The organism is Streptomyces sp. NPDC107528 (assembly GCF_055639295.1).
In genome coordinates this window covers 77,770-100,938 of sequence record NZ_JBVKAV010000012.1, presented here as the reverse complement: position 1 = coordinate 100,938, position 23,169 = coordinate 77,770, and the positions used below count along the sequence as shown (strand labels likewise).

Genomic DNA, 23,169 nt, shown 5'->3' with positions numbered 1-23,169 from the left:
TCGACGCCGGCATCGCACCCTCAACGCCCGAATCCGCCCTCGGAGTTGATGACCTCCCCGGTGATCCAGCCCGCCTCGTCCGTCGCCAGCCAGGCGATGAGGCGGGCGGGGTCGTCGGGCATACCCCATCGGCCGGTCGGGAAGCGGTCGGCCACGGCCTCGTACGCCTCACCGGTCAGGTAGTCCGTGTCCACGGGGCCGGGGTTGACGGTGTTCACCGTGATGCCCTGTTCGGCGAGCGTGGTCGAGAGCGAGCGGGTGATCGAGGCCAGGGCGCCCTTCTGAAGGGCGTAGGCGATCTCCCCCGGCATGCCGCCCGCGATGTCCTGCCCGGAGGTCATCATCACGACACGGCCGCCGGGACCGGCCGGCCTCAGCCGGGCGTGGGCCTGGACGAGGAGCAGTACGGCGCGGGTGTCGACCGCCCAGTGCGTGTCGAGCATCGCGGCGTCGATCTCGTCGAGGGTGCCGTCGGAGCCGCTGACGGCGTGGTTGGCGATCAGGATGTCGAGTCTTCCGCCGAGTGCCTCCGTGGCCGTGGCGATCAGCTCGGCGGGCGCGGCCGGGTCCGACAGGTCACCGGGTCCCGCGAGGACCTGGGCCTCGGGGTCGCCGAGCGCCTCACGCACGGAGGCGACGACGTCGTCCGGGCTGTCGGCTCCCCAGGGCATCGCGGCGTCGTGCGGCACATGGTGGTGCAGATAGACGCTCGCCCCGTACGCGGCGAGCCGCCGTGCCACCGCATGGCCGATGCCGGCGCGTCTGCTGGCTCCGGTGACCAGAGCGGTCCGGCCGCGCAGGGGCAGGGGGTCGCGGCGCAGGTCTTGGAGGGTGGGGTGCGGGAGTCGGGGCATGGCAGATCATGATGGTGATCTGCCGGGTGCGGCGCACCTGGATATTCACGCAGCTACGTGGCGTCAGTGCGGCAGTCGTCTCAGTTGGACGAGCCCCAGCCAGACCTCGGGGCCTGGCTGCACCTGGGCGGCTCGGACGGCGTACGCCCCCGGCTCCAGGGCCACTCGCAGATGCTCGGTGCGTTCCGTCTCCCGTCCGGGCCAGGCGGAGTCGAACAGGACGACCGTTCCCGGCACCTTCCAGCGCACTTCGTGTCCCCAGACCGCCGTGGCGAGGGCGTCCGGAACCCGGGCCAGCAGTTCCGCTTCGGAGTCGGCCGCGCACCAGCGCACGAAGATGCCCTGGTCGGGCAGGTAGGAGGTCGAGGCGGGCTCGTCGCCGAACACCAGTGCCGCGCTGTCTCCGACAGGAAGCAGTCCGACGAAGCCGTCGATCTCGCAGGCCCGGTCGTAGTCCGAGGCCGTCTCGTCACCGTCCGCGCCCGCCCAGAACGGCAGCACCGTCTCCGGCACCGCTATCAGCGGGCCGCCGCCCGACTCCACCCACTCCACCGCGCCCGGTTCCGCGTATCGCACCATGGCAGCAGAACCTACACGCACCGCGTTGCGCTCGGATCACCGTGCCCAACCCACGTCTCAGCAGCCGCAGTTGTCGGCACCCGCTCGCGGTGCGGTCAGCGGGTCGGCCTCCCGACGCTCCCGCCCCTGCCAGGTCTCGTACTCGAAGCCCTCACGCGCCCAGTACTCGAAACCGCCCAGCATCTCCTTGACCTGGTAGCCGAGTTCGGCGAGGGCCAGGGCGGCGCGGGTGGCGCCGTTGCAGCCAGGGCCCCAGCAGTACGTCACGACGGGTACGGACCTGTCGAGGAGCTGATCTGCCTGCTCGGGGATCAGCGCGGTGGGGAGGTGGAGCGCGCCGGGGATGTGGCCCTGGTCCCAGGACTCGGTGGAACGGGAGTCCAGGACGACGAAGCCGGCGTCGGCATCGGCCGCGAGCGCGGCGGCGACGTCGGACACGTCGGCGTGGAAGACGAGGCTCGCACGGAAGTGGGCGGCGGCGTCGGCAGGCGTGGCGGGCGCGACGCGCAGGACAGCGTTGGGCGTAGTCGTCATGACCGGAAATCTACGACCGGTGATCCACGCCCTGAAGAGGAAATCCCCTCCGCTTCTCTTGTTCCACCGGGGAATGCCCTGCTATTCCTCGCCCATGACCGCGTATTCCCCGGACGCCACCGACTGGCGCATCCTCGACGTCCTCCAGCGCGACGGCCGCGCCAGTTTCGCCGAGCTCGCTCGTGCCGTGTCCATGTCCGCGAGCGCGGTCACCGAACGGGTGCGTCGGCTGGAGGAGGCGGGCGTCATCCAGGGCTACGCCGCCGTGGTGGACCCCGAGCGGCTGGGCATGCCGATCCTGGCCTTCGTCCGCCTTCGGTACCCGAACGGCAACTACAAGCCGTTCCACGACCTGGTCGCCGCGACGCCCGAGATCCTGGAGGCCCATCACGTCACCGGCGACGACTGCTTCGTCATCAAGGTCACGGCCCGTTCGATGCGGCATCTGGAGGAGGTGTCAGGCAAGATCGGCACACTGGGCTCGGTGACGACGAGCGTCGTCTACTCGTCCCCGCTGCCACGCCGCCCGCTCGGTCACTAGCGTCATCCGACACCCCGCTGCCGCAGCACCGATCCCGATCTCCCCTTCACGACCTCCAACTGCGCATGGATCCGCCGCCGCAGATCCGCGACATGGCTGACGATCCCGACGCTGCGGTCGCGCTCGCGCAGGGAGTCGAGAACGTCGAGCACCTCGTCGAGAGTCTGGTCGTCGAGGCTGCCGAAGCCCTCGTCGATGAAGAGCGTGTCCAGGCGGACCCCGCCGGCCTCGTCGGTCACGACGTCCGCGAGACCGAGAGCGAGAGCGAGAGACGCGAAGAACGTCTCACCGCCCGACAGCGTCGCCGTGTCCCGCTCCCGCCCCGTCCAGGCGTCGACGACATGCAGCCCGAGCCCGCTGCGGCCACGACCGGCCCGGTCGTCGGAGTGGACGAGGGTGTAGCGGCCGGACGACATGCGTTGCAGCCGTACGGTCGCGGCGGCGGCGACCTGTTCGAGGCGGGCAGCCAGGACGTACGACTCCAGGCGCATCTTGCGTTCGTTGTCCGACGAGGTTCCGGCCGTGAGTGTGGCGAGGCGGGCCACGCGGTCGTACTCCCGGCGCAGCGGGGCGAGTTGGCGCACGGCGGCGGTCGCGCGCGTGGACAGCCGATCGAGCTCGGTGCAGCGCCGGGCTGCGGCGTCGCGCGCGGAGGCGGCGTCGCGGGCCCGCTGGACCGCTGCGGAAGCGGCCCGCTCCGCGGACCCCACATCGGCCGGCGGCTGCTGGGCGGCGGCCGCGGTGTCGGCCTCGGCGAGGACGGCGCGTACGGCGGACTCCTCGGACTGCCAGGCGTCCAGCCGTCGTTGGAGGTCCCGGTGGGCGGCGTCGTCGAGGAGCGCGGCGGCCGCGGCGTGCGGGGTGTCGAAGCCCGCGCGGAAGGCGGCGTCGGCCAGGCGGGCGTCGGCGTCCTTGAGCCGTTGAGCGACGTCCTCGGCGATACGCGCGGTGTCGGCGGCGTCGGTGAGCAGCTCGGCCTGCCGCTCCAGTTGGCCGGCTCGCGCGGCCACGCTGGCTGCGGTGCCGCGGGCCTGGGTCAACTCCCCCTCCAGAGTGGCCCGTTCCCGGTCCAGCCGCTCGCGGTGGCCCACCCGGGACGCGACTCTGACCGCCGCCCGCTGCCGGTCGGCGGTCCGCTGCTCGTACTCCGCCTCGGCCCGGCGCAGCTCCTCGTGTGCCGGATGCAGCGCGGAGGCGTCCCGGCGGGCCTGCGCCCACAGGCGCTCCAGCTCCTCGCAGTGCGCGGCGAGTTGGTCGGTCGGCGAGTCACCGGCCTCGGCCGTGGCCGCGGCGAGCGCCTCGCGTACGACGCCCAGGTGCCGTTCCTTCTCGCTGTGCCGCTCCTCCGCGTGCTGGTAGGCGGTCAGCGCGCGCTCCTCCGCCTCCCGGTCCACATGCCCGGCGTCCTTGCGGGCGGGGGCGGGGTGGTCGGTGGCGCCGCAGACCGCGCAGGGTTCGCCGTCCTGCAGCTGGGCGGCCAGTTCGGCGGCGATGCCGTTCAGTCGCTGTTCCCTGACGTCGAGCCAGTGCGCCTTGGCCTCGAGCACCTGTTCCTGGGCGAGCCGGGCGTGTTCGGCGGCGGCGTCCGTGTCCCCGGCGAGCTGGTCACGCATCCGCGCGGCACCGAGCCGCTGCTGCGCGGGCTCCCGCTGTACGGCGAACTGCTCGGCCCGGGTCGCGGCGTCCTGGGCGGTGTCGATCCGGGCCTGGAGTGCGGCGCGGCTGTCCTCCCACCCGGCGAGCCAGTCCTCGGCGTCCTGCAGCAGGCCCTCGTCGGCCCGCTCCTGACGGTCCAACTCACCGCGCTCGTCGACGAGTTCGGCCAGGCGCTGCTCACCGCGACGCGCCGACTCCAGTCCGCCCAGTTCCTCGGCCGCCCGGCGCGCGGCGACCGCGAGCCCGGCGGCGCCGGCGCCCGCGAAGGTCTCCGGCAGCAGTCCACGCGCGCGTGCCTCGGCCGCCGTCGCCCGGCGGTGCTCCGCCTCGGCCGTGTCACGCAGCTCCAGCGCGGGCGCCACGGCCTCCGCCTTGCGGGACCGCTCCATCCGGGCCAACGCCTGCCGGTAGCCGTCGGCACGCTCCTCCAGCAGTGCGGCCCGCTCCCCTGCCTCGGCGAACCTCCGCTGCAACCGGGCCACTTCGCGTACGTCGGCCAGGGCGCGATCGGCGGCTGCCTGAGCGGACTCGGCGGCCAGGAGGCGGCAGTGGGCGACGGTCAGCTGCTCGCGGGCGGCGCTGCGGGCGATGGCGGCAGCACCGAGGATGGCCTCGGCAAGGCCCGGCTCGCCCGGTGCGAGGTCCGGCGGCAACCGCATGGCGTTTCCCGCCGCCTGCTGCATCCGGTGGGCGTCGGCCAGCAACGCGGCGTCGCCGTCCCGCACCTGCGCCTCGGCCGCCCGTCGGCGCTCGGCGAGGCGCTTCTCCACCTCGGCGAAACGGTGGGTGTCGAAGAGACGGCCCAGCAGCTTGCCGCGCGCTTCGGCGTCGGCGCGCAGGAAGCGCGCGAAGTCGCCCTGGGGCAACAGCACCACCTGGCAGAACTGCTCGCGGCTCATGCCGAGCAGTTGGGTGATCTCCTCACCGATCTCCTGGTGCGAACGGCTGAGGTCCTTCCAGCTGCCGGCCTGCGCGTCGTACTCACGCAGCCAGGTCTGAGCCTTGTCGACCGTGGTCCCGGGCCGCCCCTTCTTCTTGGCCCGCTCCCAGGGCGGCTGCCGGCTGACCTCCAACCGACGGCCCGCGACGGTGAGTTCGAGCCGGACCTCCGTGCGCGTGCCGGCCGTGGCGTGGTCGCTGCGCAGGGTCATGCCCTGACCGCTCTGACGGGCACCCGGCACGGAGCCGTAGAGCGCATAGCAGACGGCGTCCAGGACGGAGGTCTTGCCGGCGCCTGTCGGTCCGTGCAACAGGAAGAGGCCGGCGAGGGACAGCGCGTCGAAGTCGACGGTCTGCGAACCTCCGAAGGGCCCGAAGGCCGTCACGTCGAGGCGATGGAGCCTCACCGCGCCACCTCCCGCACAACCTCGTCGGCGCGCACCGCGTCGAAGGCGTCCCTCAGCACGCCCTGTTCGTGCTCGTCCGGTCCGGCCCCGCGCACATGCGCCACGAAGTCCTCCGCGATCTCCTGATCGCTCCTGCCCGCGAGCCGTTGCGCATAGGAAACCTCGGGATCGTCGGGTGCGCGCTCGGGGTCGAAGACGAGACTGAGCGTGTGCGGGAAGCGCTCGGCGAGGCGGGCCATGGGGTCCGCCGGGCGCACCGCGTCCGTGAGCGTCGCCTCGACCCAGGCCTCCTCGCACCGCGTGAGCGCCGGGTCGGCGAGCAGGTCCTCCAGCGCCCCCCGGATCCGGGCCAGCGCACGCGGCACCGGGCACTCGACCCGCTCGGCGGTGACCGCTCCGTCGGCGTCCAGATCGACGAGCCACATGCTCTTGCGGTGATCGGCCTCCGAGAAGGAGTACGGCAGCGGCGAGCCCGAGTAGCGGACGCGCTCGGTGATGGTCTGGCAGCCGTGGAGGTGGCCCAGCGCCGCATAGTCGACGCCGTCGAAGACCCCCGCGGGCACTGCGGCCACCCCGCCGACAGTGATGTCCCGCTCGCTGTCGCTGGCCTCGCCCCCGGTGACGAAGGCATGCGCGAGGACGACGGACCGCGTGCCACGCGCGCGTGCGGCGAGGTCGTCGCGCACTCGGTCCATCGCGGCGGCGAGCACTGCCTCGTGCCCGGGCCTGTCGACGCCGAACTCGTCCTTCACCAGGGCGGGTTCGAGATACGGAAGCCCGTAGCAGGCCACATCGCCGAAGTCGTCCCGCAGCACGACCGGCGTCCCGCACGCCTCCGGCTCGGTCCGCAGATGAACACCCGCGCGGCCGATCAGCCCGGCTCCCACACCGAGCCGACGCGCCGAGTCGTGATTCCCGGAGATCATCACGGTGGGCACACCGAGGTCGGCGAGCCGGTGCAGGGCGTCGTCGAACAACTCGACCGCGGCCAGTGGCGGAACCGCCCGGTCGTACACGTCTCCCGACACGACCACCGCGTCCACACCGCGCTCACGCACGGTCGCGACGAGGTGACCGATGAACTCGGCCTGGGCCCCGAGCATGTTCACCCGGTGGAACGCCCTGCCGAGATGCCAGTCGGAAGTGTGCAGCAGTCTCATGATCCCCGAGACTAACGGCCGGGTCTGACAGCACGGGCGCTTACTCCCGTATCGCCCCGTCATGACAGGGGCGCTATACGCCCGTTACGGACATTTCACCCAGCACGCCCTGCCCGCCGTGCAGCACGCCGCGCCACCAGACCCCTCACACGGCCGCTCATGCGTCCCCGTACGCCTCTCCCCCGAGCTCGAACCCCGCCGCCCCCGCCGTCGCGTCCGCGAGCCACGCCCGGAACGACTCCACGTCGGCGTCCGGCAGACCGATCTCGATCGTGACCGCCTCCCCGTACCGCACATCCCGCACCTGGCGCCCGGTCGACCTGAGGTCGTTCTCCACCTTGCCCGCGCGCTGGTGGTCGACGGTCACCGTGGCCAGCCGGAAGCGGCGGCGGGTGAGCGTGCCGAGCTCGTCCATCGCCTCTCCCACGGCGCCGCCGTAGGCCCGGATGAGCCCGCCCGCGCCGAGCTTCACGCCGCCGTAGTAGCGGGTGACGACGGCGACGACGTACCGCATGTCGCGGCGCAGCAGCATCTGGAGCATGGGGACGCCGGCGGTGCCGCCCGGTTCGCCGTCGTCGTTGGCCTTCTGGACCGCGGCGTCGGCGCCGATGACGTAGGCCCAGCAGTTGTGGGTGGCGTCGGCGTGCTCCTTGCGGATGCCGGCGATGAAGTCCTGGGCCTCCTGTTCGGTGGCCGCCGGGGCGAGCGCACAGATGAAGCGCGAGCGGTTGACCTCGGTCTCGTGCACGCCCGCGTGGGCGACTGTGCGGTACTCGTCCTGCATCCGGCCAGCCTATGCCGACCTTCCGCCAACCCTCGTCCGAGGCCCGAGGCCCGAGCCGGGGATCGGTTCACGTCGGCTTCTTGCCTCGCGCCACCATCACCCCCGTCAGCAACGCCGTGCCCGGCGTGAGAGCCCGCCAGCTGGTGCCGTGCCAGGCGAGCACGGCGATCGCCGACGTCGGGAACTTCGTACGGACCTCGTCGAGCGCGCCGTCGAGGTCGTCGCCCGCGAGGGCGAGGACGAGTTCCTCCAGGCCGGGGTTGTGCCCCACCAGCAGCAGCGTCTCGACCTCGGCGGGCACCTCGTGCACGACCGCCAGCAGGTCGGGCACGTCGGCCGCGTACAACCGCGGGTCGTGACGCACCGGTGGCGGCGTGCCCCACTGGGAGGCCGCAAGGTCCCAGGTCGCACGCGCGCGTACGGCGGTCGAGCACAGGGCGAGGTCCGGCAGACAGTCGGCCTCGGCGAGCATCCGTCCCGCAGCCGGGGCGTCGCGGCGGCCGCGTGGGCCGAGCGGACGTTGATGGTCGGCGACGCCCTCCGGCCAGGCGGACTTGGCGTGGCGCAGGACGACCAGGCGACGCAGCGGACCCGCTCCCATGCGCGCGCTCACGCCTGGCTTCCCAGGTCGCGCGCGAGGTCGAGGCCGAGGAGCCGGTCGGCGTAGGCGTACGTCTCGAAGCGAGCGCCGTCCGAGAGCTCCGGCGCGGTCTCCACCCAGCGCAGGACGCCGAGCACGCCGGGTACGTCGAGGTCGTCCTCCCAGGCGGTACGCAGCTCTGTGCGCACCTCGTCGGGGATGGGCCGTGACGGCCGCTGCGCCCAGCCGGCAACGGCACCACGCCAGCGGGCGAGGGTTTCCTGGGCCTCGGCGAGCGCGGCCGCGTCGAGCCGTACGGGCACGTCTCTGCGCCGGGACAGCAGTGCGAGGCGCAGGGCGGCGGGTTCACCCTCCTGCGGCGGCGCCTCCGAGTGAACGGGCGCGACGGCGACCCGTACGCCGTCGGGTTCCGCGTCACCGCCTTCGCGCACGACGTGGATCACCTGCGCCTCGCCCAGGCCGCCCGAGGCCGCGTCCCGGCCGTCCTCGAAGGGCCGGATGCCGAGCGCCGCGGCGCCCGCCTGGAGCTCCGCCTGCTGCCGCTCCTCGTCGAGCAGCGCCCAGACCGGCGTACCGCCGAGCTCCAGGGCGCGGACGAGGAGGTCGGCGACCAAAAGCACCCGCAGGGCGGTGACGTCGAAGCCCTCCGTATGCGCCTCGATGCGGGTCAGGCCGCGGCGGGCGGGCGCGGCGTCGACGGGCTTGCCGGTTCGGGCGTCGATGATGCGCAGCACGGAGCGAGCGTAGGCGCCCGCGCGGTCGTCCGCAGTCATCCGACCCGCTTTCCGGTCAGCGTGGCGGGCGTCCGGTCCGTCCGGAGTTCGCTGGTCATCCATGGTCGTACGGCCCACTCACGCGCGCGAGGCGTCTGTCGTACCCGGGCATCGCCACCCCCTGCCGTGCGGACTGCCCGAACCGTACTGCGCACCTGCCCGCCCGGACAGGAGTTCGGGCCTGGGTTCCCAGAATCCGCGGCGTGTCGGGGAATCCTCGTGGGCCGTCGGCCGTTGTGGGTCATGAAAACAGCTGGACGGCAGTGGTACGAATCACCGGTACGTACGAAGCACAGGGAGGCCCACGGTGTACGGCGACGAGGCAGCGGTCCGCAGGATCCTCACCGAACTGGGCGACACCTGGGCCGTCGTGGGCCTGTCGTCGAACGAGCGGCGGGCGGCGTACGGGGTCGCCGATGTGCTGCAGCGCTACGGCAAGCGCATCGTGCCCGTTCATCCCAAGGCCGAGACGGTCCACGGCGAGCGCGGCTATACCTCCTTGGCGGACATCCCCTTCGACGTGGACGTGGTCGACGTCTTCGTGAACAGCGACCTCGCCGGCCCGATCGCCGACGACGCGGTCGCCAAAGGCGCGAAGGCGGTCTGGTTCCAGCTGGGCGTCATCGACGAGGCGGCGTACGAGCGCACACGCGCGGCGGGACTGGAGATGGTCATGGACCGCTGCCCGGCGATCGAGATACCGCGCCTCGGCGGTCCCCAACGCTGAATCGCCGTTGCCTCGGCCGTCCCCACCACTGAATCGCCGGCCCCGCCGAGCTGCCGTCCCACTGCGCCGCCACTGCACCGAGCCGCCTCCGGGACCCTCCCCTGGCCACGACGACCACCCCATAATGCTCGGGTGACTTCCACCTCCCCCCACCCCAACTCCAGCGCCACGCACCGCTTTCCGGTCGTCATCGTTGGCGCCGGCCCGGCCGGCCTCACCCTCGGGAACATCCTGCGGGCGGCGTCCGTCGACTGTCTGGTCCTGGAGATCGAGACACGCCAGTTCATCGAGCAGCGGCCGCGGGCCGGCGTCATCGAGGAGTGGGCCGTACGCGGACTTCAGCGGCGAGGGCTCGCCGACACGCTGCTGGAGCGGGCACAGCGGCACACCGAGTGCGAGTTCCGGTTCGCCGGGGAGCGCTACCGGTTCGAGTACGCACAGCTGACGGGCGCTCATCACTGGGTCTATCCCCAGCAGTTCCTGGTGACGGACCTGGTGCGCGAGTACGCGGACGTGCGCGGCGGCGCCATACGGTTCGGCGTGCGGGACGTACAACTGCAGGACCTCGACACCGACCGCCCCTCGGTGTCGTACACCTGCCCGGAGACGGGACAGCGGGAGATCGTGCACTGCGACTTCGTCACGGGCTGTGACGGCGCGCGCGGAGTGACGCGGTCGGCCCTGCCCGCCGACCGCGCCCACATCTCCCGCAGCGACTACGGCATCGGCTGGCTGGCGCTGCTCGCCGAGGCACCGCCGTCCTCGGACTGCGTCCTGTTCGGCATGCATCCCAGCGGCTTCGCCGGGCACATGCCGCGCAGCGCCGAGGTGACCCGCTACTACCTCGAGTGCCCGTCCGGCGACGACCCGGAGAACTGGTCGCACGACCGGGTCTGGACGGAGTTGCAGCAACGGCTCGGGGCGACCGGCGCGCCGCCGCTCACGGAGGGGCGCCTCATCGAGAAGCGTGTCCTCGACATGCACAACTACGTGGTCGAGCCCATGGTGTTCGGCCGCCTCTTCCTGGCAGGCGACGCCGCCCACCTGACCGCCCCCATCGCCGCGAAGGGCATGAATCTCGCCCTGCACGACGCCTTCCTGCTCGGCGACGGACTCATCGCCCACCTGACGAAGGGCGACAGCTCCGGCCTGGACGGCTACTCGCAGGCCTGCCTGAACCGGGTGTGGGACTACCAGGAGTTCTCCCACTGGCTCTCCGAGGTCTACCACGGCACGTCCTCGGGCGACCCGTACCGCGCGGGCACCACCCTCGCCCGCCTCCGCCGCATCTTCGACTCCCCGACGGCCGCGATGGCGTTCGCGGAGCAGTACCTGGGCAAGCACGCGAACGCCTGACTACGCTGCTTCGGGACCGAGGTCGCCTTCGAGAACGGTCCGGGTGATCGGGGGACGGTCCCACAGGGCGAGGATCTCGTTGGCGAGGTCCACGATCGGGAGCGGGTGCGGGGCCCCGTCCACCTGGATGGCGGCGGCCGACAGGCTGCGCGGGACGGCCCCGGCGGCGAGCAGGGCGCGCCACTCCTGGGGGCCGAGCTTCAGGAACTCCAGCCCGGTCAGCTTGGCGATCTCCTGCGGGTCGGCGAGTGTGCCGGAGTATGCGGTGAGGGTGCGCAGGCGCGGCAGGCCGGTGAGGGGCGCGAGGCTGAACGGCTCACCGTCCCACACACCGATGCTCAGCGCTTCCAGCCCGGGGTGGGCGGCGGCCTGGATGCTGGTCAGGCTGCTGCTGTTGACCCGCACCACGGCCGGCGGCCGGTCCCCGCGAGAGTCACTGCCCGCTTCCCCGCTCTCCCCGTTCAGCACCAGAGCGGTCAGCGAGTCGGCGAGCAGTTCGGCGCCGATGTTCCACTCGTGGCTGAGCATGACGATCTGCCCGAGGTGCCCGCGCGGGCCGGGTGTCAGGTCGACCGCGATGCGGTCGCCGCCGCCGTTGCCGCCGAAGACGATCCAGCCGGGTGAGCCGACCAGTTGCTGCACTGCGGCGTCGGGCGGGGTGACGACCGCCTCCATCGCCGCGAACTCCCAGCGGCACGGGCGGGAGGAGGCGTCGGCGACGAACAGGTCCTCCAGCGCGAGGAGTTCACAGCCGACTGCGTCGTAGACGACTTCCGCCGTCTCGTAGTCGCCCCAGTCCGCCCATCGCGCCCGCGTCACCCGGTAGAGCGCCTTGAGTTCGTCGGGCAGCGTGACGCCGAGGCGTGCTTCCGCGGCGGCGACTTCCGCCTCGGTGGCGCCGATGGCGTCGGGGAGCCGCTCGCGCAGGGTCCGTTCCAGCTGCGCCGGGTCCGCCGACGGCGCCGGTACCGCGCCGGGCATCGGATCGGGGAGGCGGCGCCACGGCTCGGCCACGGCGTCCTCGACCAGGAGGAGCGAGCCCGGGTACGGACCGGCGATGCCGGGATCCGCGGCGGGACCACAACTGATCAGATGGAGCACGGTCCGACCCGCCGGCGAGATCTCGGCCACGAAGGCGATGTCGTCGGTGTCGGCCTCCAGGAGAGCGTTGCGCACCACCTCGACCGCGTCCCACTCGTCCTGCATGTCCTCGACCTGGGCGGCTCGTCCCGGCTCCGGTGACCGGCGCCGCACGGGCACGCTCCATCCGTACACACCGATCTGGCCGGTCACATACCCGCCCGGGGCGGCCAAGCGCTCCTCGTTGCTCGCCCGCAGGACCCGCAGGATGGGTTCCCAGGTCGCGAAGTCATGTATCGATGGCAACGGTGGCCTCCGGTCGTTCCGTCGGTCGTGACGGAGCCGATTATCGCCGGGACCGGTCGTTCGTCCGCCGGGCGGTGCGACCGGCTTCAGTCGTGCAGCGGCCGGTCGCTGAGCCGGTGGTCCGCCACGTTCAGCGCCTCGTCGAGGAGGCGGCGCAGATGACCGTCGCCGAGCGAGTAGATCACCCGGCGGCCCTCCTTGCGCGTGTTCACCAGACCGGCGAGACGCAGCCGCGCCAGATGCTGGCTGACGGCGGGCCGGGCCGCGCCGCAGGCCTCGGTGAGGGTCGTGACATCCGCCTCGCCGGAGGTCAGCGCGTGCAGCAGCGTGAGGCGGGTGCGGTCGCCGAGCAGGGCGAGGAGTTCGGCGGCGAGTGCGAACTGTTCCTCGCCCGGGGTGCGCGGGTGCGCATCGTGCGCAGTTGATAGGTGCATGCGTGCGCTCATACGCACATAATGGCCTCGTGGACGGCCCGCGTCCACACCCGCGCAACAGACCTCCACACACTCGGGCGACGGAAGGGGAACGCCGTGGGCGAGCGGCACGAGCACCACCACGGGCACGGTCACGACCGGGGCCCGGCGAGCGAGCACGAGCACGCGCACGACCATCCCCACCCGCACGACCACTCCTCCACCGGCCTCCGCCACCGCCTCGCCCACCTCTTCACCCCCCACTCCCACGAGACGGCCGACAAGCTCGACTCCGCGCTGGAGTCCTCGGTCCGCGGCATGCGCGCCCTGTGGGTCTCGCTGGCGGTGCTCGGCCTGACGGCGCTCGCCCAGGCGGTCGTCGTGGTCGCGTCCGGGTCAGTGGCGCTGCTCGGCGACACGGTGCACAACGCCGCGGACGCGCTGACGGCCGTACCACTCGGGATCGCCTTCGTACTGGGCCGGCGCGTGGCCACTCGCCGCTTCACCTACGGCTATGGACGGGCGGAGGATCTGGCGGGCATCGCCATCGTGCTGACGATCGCCGCGTCCGCGGCCTTCGCGGCGTGGACGGCCGTCGACCGCCTCCTCGACCCCCGCCCCATGCAGCAGATCCCGGCGGTGGCCGTGGCGGCAATCGTCGGGTTCGCGGGCAACGAGTGGGTGGCCCGCTACCGGATCCGGGTCGGCCGGGCGATCGGCTCGGCCGCCCTCGTGGCGGACGGCCTGCACGCGCGGACGGACGGCTTCACCTCACTGGCCGTCCTGTTGAGCGCGTGCGGTGCGGCACTGGGCTGGCAACTCGCGGACCCGATCGTGGGGTTGGCGATCACGGCCGCGATCACGCTGGTGCTGCGGGACGCCGCGCGCGAGGTGTTCCGGCGGGTGATGGACGCCGTGGACCCGGCCCTGGTGGACCGGTCCGAGCAGGCGCTGCGGGAGGTCGAGGGCGTACGAGAGGTCGGCGAGTTGCGGCTGCGCTGGATCGGGCACCGGCTGCGCGCCGAGGTGGCGGTCGTCGTGGACGGCGAGGCGACGGTACGGCAGGCACACGCCATCGCCGTCGACGCCGAACACGCGCTGCTGCACGCGGTGCCCCGGCTCACCGCCGCCCTGGTCCACGCCGACCCGGCACCGGTGCCGGGCGAGGCGGATCCGCACCACGCCCTCGCCCACCACACCGTGGCCTGAACCCGCGTACTCAGGAGACGCCGAGCCCCTCCAGCACGACCGCCCCCGGCAGTTCGGCGAACGCCTTGCCCGGCACGAGCAGCTTGCCGCGCCGCCGGCCGCTGCCGACCAGGACGTACGGCAGATCGAGGACGGCCGAGTCCACCAGCACCGGCCAGCCGTCGGGCAGCCCGATCGGGGTGATGCCGCCGTACTCCATGCCGGTCTCGCTCGTCGCCGTGTCCATCGAGGCGAACGACGCCTTACGGGCGCCCAGTTGACGGCGCACCACGCCATTGACGTCGACCCGGGTGGTGGAGAGCACGACACACGCGGCCAGGGACGTCTCGCCGCCGCGCTTGCCGGCGACGACAACGCAGTTCGCGGACTGTTCGAGCAGCTCCCGCCCGTAGTGCTCCACGAACACGGCGGTGTCGGCCCACTGCGGATCGGTCTCGACGTAGATGATCTGCTCGGCGGGGACGCTGCCTTGCCACTGGCGTACGGCGTCGGCAACCGGCCGGGTGAGCTCGTCGAGGCAGTCCGGGGCGGGAGCGGCGTGGTCGAAGTGTCCGATGGGTGCGTCCATGAGCGCACGCTAACAGGACCGCGGAGGCTTCCGGCCGGGCGCCTCAGTGCACGAGGGGAACCGAGACCGTCAGGGTCATCCGCATCGGGACGTCGCCCTGATTGGCATAGGTGTGCGGGGCGTTGGCGTCGAAGGTGACGCTGGAGCCGGCCGCGACGCGGTACTCCACACCCTCGACGGTCAGGGTCAGTTCGCCCGTCGTGACATGGGCGATCTCGACGGTGCCGGCCGGATGCGGGTCCGATCCGCTGTTCTCGCCCGGCATCAGCTTCCAGTCCCACATCTCCAGCGGACCGGGGGCCTCCGTGCCGGCGAGGAGCCTGCTGTAGCTGCCCGCGTCGGTGTGCCACAGCCGGACCACCTGCTCGGGCGGGACGACGCGCACCTTCGGGCCCTGCTCGTAATCGAGGAGGGTCGTGATGCTGACCCCGAGCGCGTCGCCGATCTTGACCACGGTGCCGAGGCTCGGATTCGTGCGGGCCTGTTCGATCTGGATGAGCATGCCGCGGCTGACCCCGGCACGCGCGGCGAGCGTGTCCAGAGTGAAGCCGCGCTCGGTGCGCCAGCGCTTGACGTTGCGCGCCAGGGACTGGGTCAGCAGGTCGAGGTCCGACACATTCCGTCCAACGTTGCGGAGTCCAATATTCTGGATGACAGGGTTTATCCCACTGCACTACGGTGGGATGCACCCGATCGTGCACCGAACTGTACTGCGAGGCATCCGTGACAGCACTCTTCGCCCTGGCCACCAGCCTGCTGTGGGGGCTGGCCGACTTCGGCGGCGGACTGCTGACGCGACGCACCCCGGCCCTGACGGTGGTCGTGGTCTCGCAGGGGATCGCGGCGGTCGTGCTCGGTGTGATCGTGGTGGCCACCGGCGCGTGGAGCGAGGCCGGTGACCAGCTGTGGTTCGCGGTCGCCGCCGGAATCGTGGGCCCGGTCGCCCTGCTCTGCTTCTACAAGGCACTCGCGCTGGGCCCGATGGGCGTGGTCTCCCCGCTCGGCACCGTGGGCGTGGCCGTCCCGGTCGGGGTGGGCCTCTTCCTCGGCGAGCGGCCCGGACTGATGCAGGTCGCGGGGATCGCCGTCGCCGTGCTCGGTGTGGTGCTCGCGGGCGGACCACAGCTGCGGGGCGCACCCGTGCAGCGCCAGGCCATCCTGCTCACGCTGATCGCCGCCTTCGGCTTCGGCACGGTGTTCGCGCTGATCGCGGAGGCGTCGACCACCATCACCGGCCTGTTCCTCGCGCTCTTCGTCCAGCGTGTGGTCAACGTGGCGGCGGGCGGCCTCGCCCTGTACGCCTCCGTCCGGCGGGGCGCCGCCGCGCTCCCGGACGGCATCTTCCCTTGGCGCTCCCTGCCGGCGCTCGCCTTCGTCGGCCTCGCCGATGTGGCGGCGAACGGCACGTATGTGGTCGCCGCCCACCACGGCCCGGTCACCGTGGCCGCCGTGCTCGCCTCGCTCTACCCGGTGGTGACGGCGATGGCCGCGCGCGGTTTCCTCAAAGAGCGGTTGCGGGGCGTGCAGGCGGCGGGCGCGGGGCTCGCCCTGGTGGGGACGCTGGTGCTGGCGACCGGCTGACTCAGGACTCCGCATCCAGCCCAACAAGCTCGGCAGCCCCAGCTCATCCGGCTGAAGACGCTGCCGCCCCCAACCGGCTGACTCAGGACTCCGCATCCAGCTCAACGAGCTCGGCAGCCGCAGGCTCATCCGGCTGGAGACGCTGCCGCCCGCAACCGGCTGACTCAGGACTCCGCATCCAGCCCGACGAACCCGGCAGCCCCCAGCTCATCCTGCTGGAGACGCTGCCGCCCCCAACCGGCTGACTCAGGACTCCGCATCCAGCTCAACGAGCTCGGCAGCCGCAGGCTCATCCGGCTCGGCCGCCGCCTTCTCGCCCGGCCCGTCCTGCTTCGCAGCCGCCTGCTCGACCAGCTCCGCCACCGTCTCGTCGTCCAGCTCGGCCAGCGCCTGGAGCTGCGCGGGGGTGATCCCGTCGGGTATCGGCACGGGCGCCGGAGTCCGAAGCGGCGGCTGCCAGCCGTCGTCGGGGGTCCAGCGCCGTACGACCCGGGCGGGCGCCCCCGCGACGACGGCGTGGTCGGGCACCACGCCCCGGACCACCGCGCCGGCCGCGACGACGACGTTCCGCCCGATCCGCGCCCCCGGCAGGATCACCGCGCCGGTGCCGATCCAGCACCCGGGACCGATCTCGACCGGCTCCATCCGCGGCCACTGCTTGCCGATGGGCTCGTGCGGATCGTCGTACGAGTGGTTCGTGGACGTGACGTACACGTACGGCCCGAAGTAGCAGTCGCTGCCGATGGTGACCGTCGTGTCGGCGATGACATGGCTGCCGCGGCCCAGCACGACGCCGTCCCCTATCCGCAGGATCGGCTCCGGGCCGAGGTCCAGGTCGGGCATCAGACCGGCCGTCAGCGTCACCTGCTCGCCGACGATGCAGTGGGAGCCGAGATGGATCCAGGGTTCGCCGAAGACGGTGCCGAGCGGGAAGGCCAGCCGGGTGGCCTCGCCGATCGAACCGAAGTGGAAGCGGCCGGGGTTCTCGGACGTCACCGAACCCGTGCGCTGCACCCAGGCCCAGCCCGCATGGACGGCGCGCTGCGTGAGGCCGCGCCGCCAGGACGAGAACGTGTTCTTGCGCTTGGGCACCCGCTTACCGTACTGAGCGCGCCGGGCCCTTATGAGGTCGAGGGCCTGTGATCTTCGCCCTACCGGGTGGCGTACGGTGCGCAGTGTCGACGACGTTTGCGGTGAGGAGAGGGCGATGACGCAGAAGGCGCTGGTCATGGGCATCGGGGGCCGGGAGCCGAAGATCGACGAGGCTGCGTTCGTGGCGCCGACCTCGTCGGTGATCGGCGACGTGACGCTGGAGGCGGGGGCCAGCGTTTGGTACGGCGCCGTGGTGCGGGGGGACGTGGAGCGGATCTCCGTCGGGGCCGCGTCCAATGTCCAGGACAACTGCACGTTGCATGCCGATCCCGGTTTCCCCGTGCGCATCGGTGCGCGAGTCTCGGTCGGTCACAACGCCGTGGTGCACGGCGCGACCGTCGAGGACGACTGTCTGATCGGGATGGGGGCGACCGTCCTGAACGGTGCGGTGATCGGGGCGGGGTCCCTGGTGGCTGCTCAGGCCCTGGTGCCGCAGGGGATGCAGGTGCCGCCCGGGTCGCTGGTGGCGGGGGTGCCGGCGAAGGTGAAGCGGGAGCTGACGGAGGAAGAGCGGCAGGGCGTCACGTTGAACGGAACCCTGTATGCGGACTTGGCGAAGGCCCACCGGGACGAGCACGGGGCGTAGAGGTCCTACGCGGTCCGCGGCCCGTCCGTGGCTGGTCGCGCCGTTCTCCACGCCCCTTCAGGACGCGCTTCAGTCCCCGGCGGCCACCGGTTCCGGCTCCGCGTGTGCCGTCTGGACCTTCTTCGCCTTGCGCTTGATGATCAGCATTGACGTCAGGCCGATCAGGACGGCCGCCACCAGGCCCAGCCAGGAGAAGCGCTTCAGCCAGGACTCGGCGACCACTCCGACGTAGTAGATGACCGCGGTCGTGCCGCCCGCCCAGAGGATGCCGCCGAGGACGTTGGCGGTCAGGAACTTCCAGTACGGCATCCGCAGGACGCCCGCGAGGGGCCCGGCGAAGATGCGCAGGAGGGCGACGAAGCGGCCGAAGAAGACGGCCCACATGCCCCACTTCTGGAAGGAGCGCTCGGCGGTGGCGATATGGCCCTCGCTGAAGTGCTTGGGGAATTTCGCGCCCAGCCATGCCAGCAGTGGGCGCCCGCCCTTGCGGCCGATCGCGTAGCCGATGGAGTCACCGATGATCGCACCCGCGGTCGCGCAGGCGCCGAGCACGAAGGGGTCGATCTCACCGTGCTGCGAGGCGAGCAGCGCCGAGGAGACCAGGATGATCTCGCCGGGCAGCGGGATGCCCAGGCTCTCCAGACCGATGACCACGCCGACCAGTAGATAGATGGCGAGCGGGGGCACCGTTTCGAGCCATTCCTGGACGTGCAACGCCGCTTCCTCCCATGTCGTGCACCCTGTGCTTCCCGGCGCACACTCGGTCCTGAGCGTGCGCCGGGGCAGCCTACCCGTTCAGGGTGACGCTCTCGGAGTCCCACAGGTTGCACTGGTGCTCACGGTGCACACCGGTGCTCGGCACGTTCCCGCCGGCGGACGAGGTGCGCAGCGACAGCACCGTGCCGGGCCGGGCCGGCATCGCGGGCTGTCCTGTGGCGCGCGGCACTCCGTCGCGGACGAAGGAGCCCCAGTACTGGATCATCTGCCGCGCCAGCGTCCGCTGCTCGGCGTTCAGCGGTGACCGGAGCCCGAAGTGCTTGAAGAGGTACTGCACCTCGTTGACGTGGGTCGCACCGAAGTCGAAGTCGGTGCCGAGGTTGCGCAGGGAGGCGAACGGCGGGGAGGTGCGGTCGGCGAACTCGTACGCGTAGACCTTGCCGCGCCCGGCGAGCGTGCGGTCGAGGCGGAGCGCCGGGCAGGCGAACAGCTGGTCACCCTGGGCGGTGGCGTACGCGATGGTCGGCGAGGGGTGGGCGGACAGCGGGTAGCGGGCGAGGACCTCGTCGCCGTAGTCCTCCCGCATGACGGCCGGGTACCGCTCGGCGGTCAGCGGGGTTCCGCTCAGGTCGAACCGGGCGAAGGCGAACAGCCGGCCTTCGTCCTGGTTGGCCCCGTTCATGACCGGCACTCCTGCGGCCGCCCCGCGCGCGAACGCCTCCTCGGGCTGCCTCGGCAAGAAGTCGCCGCCGGCCACGGGCGCCCAGTCGAACGCGCTCTGAGCGGCCAGAATCTCGGCGGCCGGCTTGGCACGCAGACATGCCAGGTCGGTACAGCCGAGCTTCTGTGCGAAGTCGGCGCCCTGGGCCACGGCCGTCCCGTGCGGACGGGCGCCGCAGTCGCCGTACGCCCCGCTCTGGATGATCCCGGCCCTGAACAGCCCCTTCGCCGTCGGCGAGGCCAGCTGGGTGCAGACCGAGCGGCCGCCCGCCGACTCGCCCGCGATGGTCACGCGACCCGGATCACCGCCGAAGCGGCCGATGTTGGCGCGCACCCAGCGCAGTGCGGCCTGCTGGTCGAGCATGCCGAAGTTGCCGGAGACGCCGTCGTGCGCCTCGCCGTCGAGCCCGGTCGTGGCGAGGAAGCCCATCGCCCCGAGGCGGTAGTTCACGGTCACCACGACGGTGCCGGTCTGCCGGGCGAAGGTGTCGGGGACGACGTCCTGACCGGCCCCGGCGGTGAGTCCGCCACCGTGGAACCAGACCAGGACCGCACGACGGGCCACACTCTCGGGGACGGACACATGGGGGACGTACACATTGAGGTCGAGGCAGCCCTCGGTGTGGCTGGGTTCCTCGTAGCCGGGGTCCCAACTCGCCCCCTGCACACAGGTATTGCCGAAGTCCTGTGCCGTACGCACCCCTTGCCAGGGCCGGACGGGTCGCGGCTCCTTCCAACGGAGCTTTCCGACCGGCGGCTCGGCGTACGGGATGCCGAGGAACTGCTTCCCCTCGACGGTGATTTCACCCCGCACCCGGCCCGCGTCCGTGCGGATGACGGGCGGGTCGGCGGCGGCCTGCGCGGGCACGGGCGTGACGAGGGCGGCCGCGAGGGCCATCAGCGCGACGGACATACGACGTAACACCGGTCCACCTCCACATTCGTTGACTGTCGAAGGTCGTCGAAGGTTCGAGCGGGGCTGCTGGGCGCGGCGGGAAAGCTATGAGCGTCAGTGACTCGTGTCAACGATCTACGCAAGGAACGGCCGAATGACGCAGGGAACGAAGGAGGGGTCACCCCGGTGGGGTGACCCCTGACTGACTGAGGTCCTAGCGGCGGAGTATGGAGTCGACGGTCGCGCCGGCCGTGCCCACGACCGTGGAGACCGTGGTCGGCACCTTGGCCGTCACATTGGCCGGAAGGGCCACGACGGCATCGACGGGGGTGGCGGGGTCGGCTCCGTTGCCGGAGTCGTCCTGGACGTAGCGGGTCTCGTAGTGCGACTGCGGATCCCCCTCCGGCGGGGCCTGCTCATCGCGTGGAGACTCCGCGTCGGGCGGCTCGGGGCGGGTGGTGCCCGGCGACTCGCGCTCGGGCTCCGAGGGGGCGTCGGGCTGCGCAGGTGCCCCGTTCTCCGGCCCCTGCTTCTCCTCCGGCTTCTCCCCTTTCTTCTCCCCTCTCTTCTCCTCGGCCTTCTTGTCGGACCCGGATCTCTCCCCGCGTACGTCCGCGAGCCCGCCGTCGAGCATCCAGCGCTGCGCCTCGGACCCGTCCCGTTCGGCGACCACCACGCTCACGCCTTCACCGGACGCGACGGCCAGCCCCTCGGAGCGGCGTGGCAGAAGCTCGCCGTGGACGGTGAGGTCGTAGCGCACCTCACCGGCGTGCGCGAGGCAGTCCGCCAGGACGACGGTGCCCTCGTCGGCGTCGGAGTCGAGGCAGAGGGCGGGGTCGGCGGCGCTGCCCAGCAGGCCGTTGTCCCGGTACGACCACTGCTGGGACGCGGCGGACGAGCACGCCGCCAGCTCGGCTCGGGCACCGGTGCGGATCTCGCCGTCGCGGAGGTCCAGGCACAGGCCGCTGTCGAGATTGCGGAGCCGGCCCTGGGCGATCTCGACCGGGTCCTCGGCCGAGGCGGCCGACGGTGAGCCGCCGGACGAGGGCGGGGACTCCGCGCCCGGACGGACGGTCTTGCCGCTGGGCGCACCCCAGGTGGCGCCCGGGGCGGGGACGCCGCTCTCCTCGGTCCAGCCCTTGGCCGTGAGCACCGTCACGAGCAGCGCGAGAGCGGTGAGACCGACTCCCATGGCGACGGCTTTCGGGCGGACGCGCGGCGGAGCCAAGCGCTCCGGCCGGTGCCGCCCGCCATGGCGCGGGCCTTCCAACGGCGTCGGCCCCGAGCCGCCCCGCCGGGGCCGGGAGTCGAGATAGCGCCGGGCGCCCCAGCCGAGCACGGTCTCGGCGAGCAGCACTTCGAGGCCGCCCTCGAAGTGGCTGAGCTGCTCGGCGGCGTGACGGCAGTAGCGGCACTCCATCAGATGCTGCTGGACATCGGGCAGCAGGGCTCCGCCCCGGCGAATGGGGACATCCAGAAGCCGGTTGTAGTAACGGCATTCCCGGGTGGGCGCGAGTTCGCCGTGGGCGCGGACGCATCCTCGTCTGAATTGTTCGCGCACTCCCTCCAGTGCGGCGGAGGCGGTTGCCGCTTCCACCCCCAGCAGACCAGCGGGTATGGTTATCGGTTCCGCCTCGACCTCGGTGTGCCAGAGAAGGCATTGCGAGGCCCCCGACAGAGCACGGAAAGCGCGTTCTGCGATATGCCGCCTTTCGGGCGTCACGGACCGCGCGGCACGCAGCCCGCGGCCGCCCGTCGGTTTGCCGAGTTCCGGCAGCAGAGCGGAAATTTGACCGTCGGACGCCCACTCCTTCACCAGATCCCTTACAGCGGTGAGGAGTTGGGGACGCAGTGCGCCGCCGCCCGGCCGGGCGAGCACGCGGTGGAACGCGGCGGCGGCCACCATGGAGGCCGAACTCTCCGTGGACACCAGGCAGATGGCCGCGTAGTCGTAGGTGGCGCGCCAGTGCCGGGCCATCAGCAGCGCGACGGCATGAGCGTCCTCACCGGCCTTGCCGAGGCGCGCGACGAGATCACGGTCGGACTCTGTGGGGCTCGCCCCGGGCCGTGGCGGGTAGGGCGGTCGTGGGGGGTAAGGGGATTGCACTGAACCATTTCCTTCCCGGCCTCAGGACGGCATGGGGAATGCACGCCCGTCGGAAAGCAGGTGCCTGATTGGTGCGTACCTAGGCCGCGTCACCTGTGGACCGGCTATCGGGGCCGCTCACTTTCGCACAAGCGACGCACAAGAAACAAGAAGTTCGAGTGACCAACGTTCAAAAGACAAGAAATTCAGAATAGTTACCGGCGGTATCCGCACCCGCATTCGATAGCACCGCCAGCGGTACGCCAAGTTGTGTGCAGCCAAGGGCACTTGGTCCACGGAATCTTCAACTCCGCATCGACCGACGACATGAGGGCTGCCGCTCGGCCAGGACGAAGAATCGGCCAGGACACAGAAGAGGGGCCCCGCACCTTCGGCGGGGCCCCTCTTCGTGGTCGTACGGTTCGACTCAGCCGTTCGGCCTCAGCGTCCAGACGACGGTCATCTCTCCGGTCACGGCTCCGTCACCGCGCTGGATCTCGATGGCCACGGGAAACTCGGGCCGCTCCCCCGCGTCCAGCTCCGCGACGACGTCGGCGGCCGGACGGCCCAGCGTCGCGGTGGCGGTGACGGCGCCCATGGCGAGCTTCTTGTAGGCGATCTCGGCGCTGACGGCGAGCGGCACGGCGCGCGAGAGCTGGTCGCCGAACGCGGCCAGCACGATCGCCCCGCTGGCGGACTCTCCGAGCGTGAACACGGCGCCGGCGTGCGGCCCGCCCACGTGGTTGTGGAACTCGCCCTGGTCCGGCAGAGCCACCACGGCCTTCTCCGGCGTGGTCTCCAGGAACTCGAGGTTCAGGGTCCGGGCCATGGGCACGGTGGCGGCGAGCATCTCGCCGATCGACATCTGGTCTGCGCTCATGGCGGTCATGTTACCCATGAGTAGGCTCCGGCGAACAGGTCGTGTGACGGAACAGATAGGTGGTC

Annotated in this window: 23 protein-coding genes; 6 read left to right on the top strand and 17 right to left on the bottom strand. The window is 71.9% G+C overall.

The annotated features are described in order from the left end of the window. Positions 1–20: 20 nt before the first annotated feature. The 3 genes from ACZ7L5_RS33840 to ACZ7L5_RS33830 form a co-directional block, all read right to left on the bottom strand. Entirely contained in the window at positions 21–854 is an 834-nt protein-coding gene (locus tag ACZ7L5_RS33840) for an SDR family oxidoreductase (RefSeq protein ID WP_471521687.1), read from the bottom strand. Positions 855–917: 63 nt separating this feature from the next. Continuing rightward, positions 918–1,433 (bottom strand): immunity 21 family protein, encoded by a 516-nt coding sequence (locus ACZ7L5_RS33835; protein WP_328883078.1) that lies wholly within the window; start codon positions 1,431–1,433, stop codon positions 918–920. Between the two features lie 57 nt (positions 1,434–1,490). Beyond that, positions 1,491–1,967 carry a rhodanese-like domain-containing protein gene (locus tag ACZ7L5_RS33830; protein WP_471521685.1) on the bottom strand — a complete coding sequence of 159 codons (477 nt, stop codon included), beginning with the start codon at positions 1,965–1,967 and terminating at the stop codon, positions 1,491–1,493. A gap of 94 nt (positions 1,968–2,061) precedes the next feature. Between ACZ7L5_RS33830 and ACZ7L5_RS33825 the strand changes: the two genes are divergently transcribed. Next, positions 2,062–2,508 (top strand): Lrp/AsnC family transcriptional regulator, encoded by a 447-nt coding sequence (locus tag ACZ7L5_RS33825; protein WP_471521683.1) that lies wholly within the window; start codon positions 2,062–2,064, stop codon positions 2,506–2,508. A 2-nt stretch (positions 2,509–2,510) separates the two neighbouring features. Here the strand turns inward: ACZ7L5_RS33825 and ACZ7L5_RS33820 are convergent, their stop codons facing one another. The 5 genes from ACZ7L5_RS33820 to ACZ7L5_RS33800 all read right to left on the bottom strand — a co-directional run bounded on the left by ACZ7L5_RS33820 (position 2,511) and on the right by ACZ7L5_RS33800 (position 8,828). Next, complete coding sequence (locus ACZ7L5_RS33820) at positions 2,511–5,510, bottom strand: AAA family ATPase (RefSeq protein ID WP_471521681.1); 3,000 nt, start codon at positions 5,508–5,510, stop codon at positions 2,511–2,513. Continuing rightward, positions 5,507–6,670: an exonuclease SbcCD subunit D gene (locus ACZ7L5_RS33815; RefSeq protein ID WP_471521679.1), complete on the bottom strand. Its 1,164-nt coding sequence runs from the start codon at positions 6,668–6,670 to the stop codon at positions 5,507–5,509. The genes ACZ7L5_RS33820 and ACZ7L5_RS33815 overlap by 4 nt, the downstream gene beginning before the upstream one ends. A gap of 157 nt (positions 6,671–6,827) precedes the next feature. Next, complete coding sequence (locus ACZ7L5_RS33810; RefSeq protein WP_471521677.1) at positions 6,828–7,454, bottom strand: YigZ family protein; 627 nt, start codon at positions 7,452–7,454, stop codon at positions 6,828–6,830. 67 nt (positions 7,455–7,521) lie between these two features. Next, entirely contained in the window at positions 7,522–8,067 is a 546-nt protein-coding gene (locus ACZ7L5_RS33805; RefSeq protein ID WP_471521675.1) for a SixA phosphatase family protein, read from the bottom strand. Further along, positions 8,064–8,828 carry a hypothetical protein gene (locus tag ACZ7L5_RS33800; protein WP_471521673.1) on the bottom strand — a complete coding sequence of 255 codons (765 nt, stop codon included), beginning with the start codon at positions 8,826–8,828 and terminating at the stop codon, positions 8,064–8,066. Before ACZ7L5_RS33800 ends, ACZ7L5_RS33805 begins: the two co-directional genes overlap by 4 nt. Positions 8,829–9,135: 307 nt before the next feature. On the opposite strand from ACZ7L5_RS33800, the gene ACZ7L5_RS33795 reads away from it, so the two are divergent. Beyond that, positions 9,136–9,555 (top strand): CoA-binding protein, encoded by a 420-nt coding sequence (locus tag ACZ7L5_RS33795; RefSeq protein WP_471521671.1) that lies wholly within the window; start codon positions 9,136–9,138, stop codon positions 9,553–9,555. A 132-nt stretch (positions 9,556–9,687) separates the two neighbouring features. Next, entirely contained in the window at positions 9,688–10,911 is a 1,224-nt protein-coding gene (locus ACZ7L5_RS33790; RefSeq protein ID WP_471521669.1) for a 4-hydroxybenzoate 3-monooxygenase, read from the top strand. Here ACZ7L5_RS33790 and ACZ7L5_RS33785 read toward each other — a convergent pair whose 3' ends face one another. Together ACZ7L5_RS33785 and ACZ7L5_RS33780 are read right to left on the bottom strand one after the other, a co-directional pair. Then, on the bottom strand, positions 10,912–12,297 hold the full coding sequence (locus ACZ7L5_RS33785) for an SMI1/KNR4 family protein (protein WP_471521667.1): 1,386 nt from the start codon (positions 12,295–12,297) through the stop codon (positions 10,912–10,914). It lies immediately after the preceding gene. An 86-nt stretch (positions 12,298–12,383) separates the two neighbouring features. Then, positions 12,384–12,743: an ArsR/SmtB family transcription factor gene (locus tag ACZ7L5_RS33780; RefSeq protein ID WP_363036836.1), complete on the bottom strand. Its 360-nt coding sequence runs from the start codon at positions 12,741–12,743 to the stop codon at positions 12,384–12,386. Between the two features lie 84 nt (positions 12,744–12,827). Here ACZ7L5_RS33780 and ACZ7L5_RS33775 point away from each other — a divergent pair, with 84 nt between their 5' ends. Beyond that, complete coding sequence (locus tag ACZ7L5_RS33775; protein ID WP_471521665.1) at positions 12,828–13,919, top strand: cation diffusion facilitator family transporter; 1,092 nt, start codon at positions 12,828–12,830, stop codon at positions 13,917–13,919. 10 nt (positions 13,920–13,929) lie between these two features. Here the strand turns inward: ACZ7L5_RS33775 and ACZ7L5_RS33770 are convergent, their stop codons facing one another. Beyond that, the gene (locus tag ACZ7L5_RS33770) at positions 13,930–14,487 is read right to left on the bottom strand and encodes a YbaK/EbsC family protein (protein WP_363036832.1); all 558 of its coding nucleotides are present in this window, start codon (positions 14,485–14,487) and stop codon (positions 13,930–13,932) included. 43 nt (positions 14,488–14,530) lie between these two features. Next, complete coding sequence (locus tag ACZ7L5_RS33765) at positions 14,531–15,103, bottom strand: helix-turn-helix domain-containing protein (protein ID WP_471521663.1); 573 nt, start codon at positions 15,101–15,103, stop codon at positions 14,531–14,533. A gap of 107 nt (positions 15,104–15,210) precedes the next feature. On the opposite strand from ACZ7L5_RS33765, the gene ACZ7L5_RS33760 reads away from it, so the two are divergent. Then, positions 15,211–16,068, top strand: a complete 858-nt coding sequence (locus tag ACZ7L5_RS33760; protein WP_471521661.1) for an EamA family transporter — start codon at positions 15,211–15,213, stop codon at positions 16,066–16,068. Positions 16,069–16,314: 246 nt separating this feature from the next. Here ACZ7L5_RS33760 and ACZ7L5_RS33755 read toward each other — a convergent pair whose 3' ends face one another. Next, on the bottom strand, positions 16,315–17,160 hold the full coding sequence (locus tag ACZ7L5_RS33755; RefSeq protein ID WP_471521659.1) for an acyltransferase: 846 nt from the start codon (positions 17,158–17,160) through the stop codon (positions 16,315–16,317). A gap of 115 nt (positions 17,161–17,275) precedes the next feature. Between ACZ7L5_RS33755 and ACZ7L5_RS33750 the strand changes: the two genes are divergently transcribed. Beyond that, on the top strand, positions 17,276–17,806 hold the full coding sequence (locus ACZ7L5_RS33750) for a gamma carbonic anhydrase family protein (protein WP_471521657.1): 531 nt from the start codon (positions 17,276–17,278) through the stop codon (positions 17,804–17,806). A 69-nt stretch (positions 17,807–17,875) separates the two neighbouring features. Here ACZ7L5_RS33750 and ACZ7L5_RS33745 read toward each other — a convergent pair whose 3' ends face one another. The 4 genes from ACZ7L5_RS33745 to ACZ7L5_RS33730 form a co-directional block, all read right to left on the bottom strand. After that, the gene (locus ACZ7L5_RS33745) at positions 17,876–18,520 is read right to left on the bottom strand and encodes a DedA family protein (RefSeq protein WP_328883060.1); all 645 of its coding nucleotides are present in this window, start codon (positions 18,518–18,520) and stop codon (positions 17,876–17,878) included. A gap of 73 nt (positions 18,521–18,593) precedes the next feature. After that, positions 18,594–20,156, bottom strand: coding sequence for a carboxylesterase/lipase family protein (locus tag ACZ7L5_RS33740; RefSeq protein ID WP_471521655.1), 1,563 nt, complete (start codon positions 20,154–20,156; stop codon positions 18,594–18,596). Between the two features lie 196 nt (positions 20,157–20,352). Then, on the bottom strand, positions 20,353–22,245 hold the full coding sequence (locus ACZ7L5_RS33735) for a ricin-type beta-trefoil lectin domain protein (protein ID WP_471521653.1): 1,893 nt from the start codon (positions 22,243–22,245) through the stop codon (positions 20,353–20,355). Positions 22,246–22,651: 406 nt separating this feature from the next. Continuing rightward, entirely contained in the window at positions 22,652–23,089 is a 438-nt protein-coding gene (locus ACZ7L5_RS33730; RefSeq protein WP_471522090.1) for a DUF4442 domain-containing protein, read from the bottom strand. Positions 23,090–23,169: the final 80 nt, after the last annotated feature.

Excerpts from the sequence above, each read along its gene's own strand:
- ACZ7L5_RS33840 (WP_471521687.1), bottom strand. The coding sequence starts at position 854 with ATGCCCCGACTCCCGCACCCCACCCTCCAAGACCTGCGCCGCGACCCC.
- ACZ7L5_RS33835 (WP_328883078.1), bottom strand. The coding sequence starts at position 1,433 with ATGGTGCGATACGCGGAACCGGGCGCGGTGGAGTGGGTGGAGTCGGGC.
- ACZ7L5_RS33830 (WP_471521685.1), bottom strand. The coding sequence starts at position 1,967 with ATGACGACTACGCCCAACGCTGTCCTGCGCGTCGCGCCCGCCACGCCT.
- ACZ7L5_RS33825 (WP_471521683.1), top strand. The coding sequence starts at position 2,062 with ATGACCGCGTATTCCCCGGACGCCACCGACTGGCGCATCCTCGACGTC.
- ACZ7L5_RS33815 (WP_471521679.1), bottom strand. The coding sequence starts at position 6,670 with ATGAGACTGCTGCACACTTCCGACTGGCATCTCGGCAGGGCGTTCCAC.
- ACZ7L5_RS33810 (WP_471521677.1), bottom strand. The coding sequence starts at position 7,454 with ATGCAGGACGAGTACCGCACAGTCGCCCACGCGGGCGTGCACGAGACC.
- ACZ7L5_RS33800 (WP_471521673.1), bottom strand. The coding sequence starts at position 8,828 with ATGACTGCGGACGACCGCGCGGGCGCCTACGCTCGCTCCGTGCTGCGC.
- ACZ7L5_RS33780 (WP_363036836.1), bottom strand. The coding sequence starts at position 12,743 with ATGAGCGCACGCATGCACCTATCAACTGCGCACGATGCGCACCCGCGC.
- ACZ7L5_RS33770 (WP_363036832.1), bottom strand. The coding sequence starts at position 14,487 with ATGGACGCACCCATCGGACACTTCGACCACGCCGCTCCCGCCCCGGAC.
- ACZ7L5_RS33750 (WP_471521657.1), top strand. The coding sequence starts at position 17,276 with ATGACGCAGAAGGCGCTGGTCATGGGCATCGGGGGCCGGGAGCCGAAG.
- ACZ7L5_RS33740 (WP_471521655.1), bottom strand. The coding sequence starts at position 20,156 with ATGTCCGTCGCGCTGATGGCCCTCGCGGCCGCCCTCGTCACGCCCGTG.
- ACZ7L5_RS33730 (WP_471522090.1), bottom strand. The coding sequence starts at position 23,089 with ATGTCGATCGGCGAGATGCTCGCCGCCACCGTGCCCATGGCCCGGACC.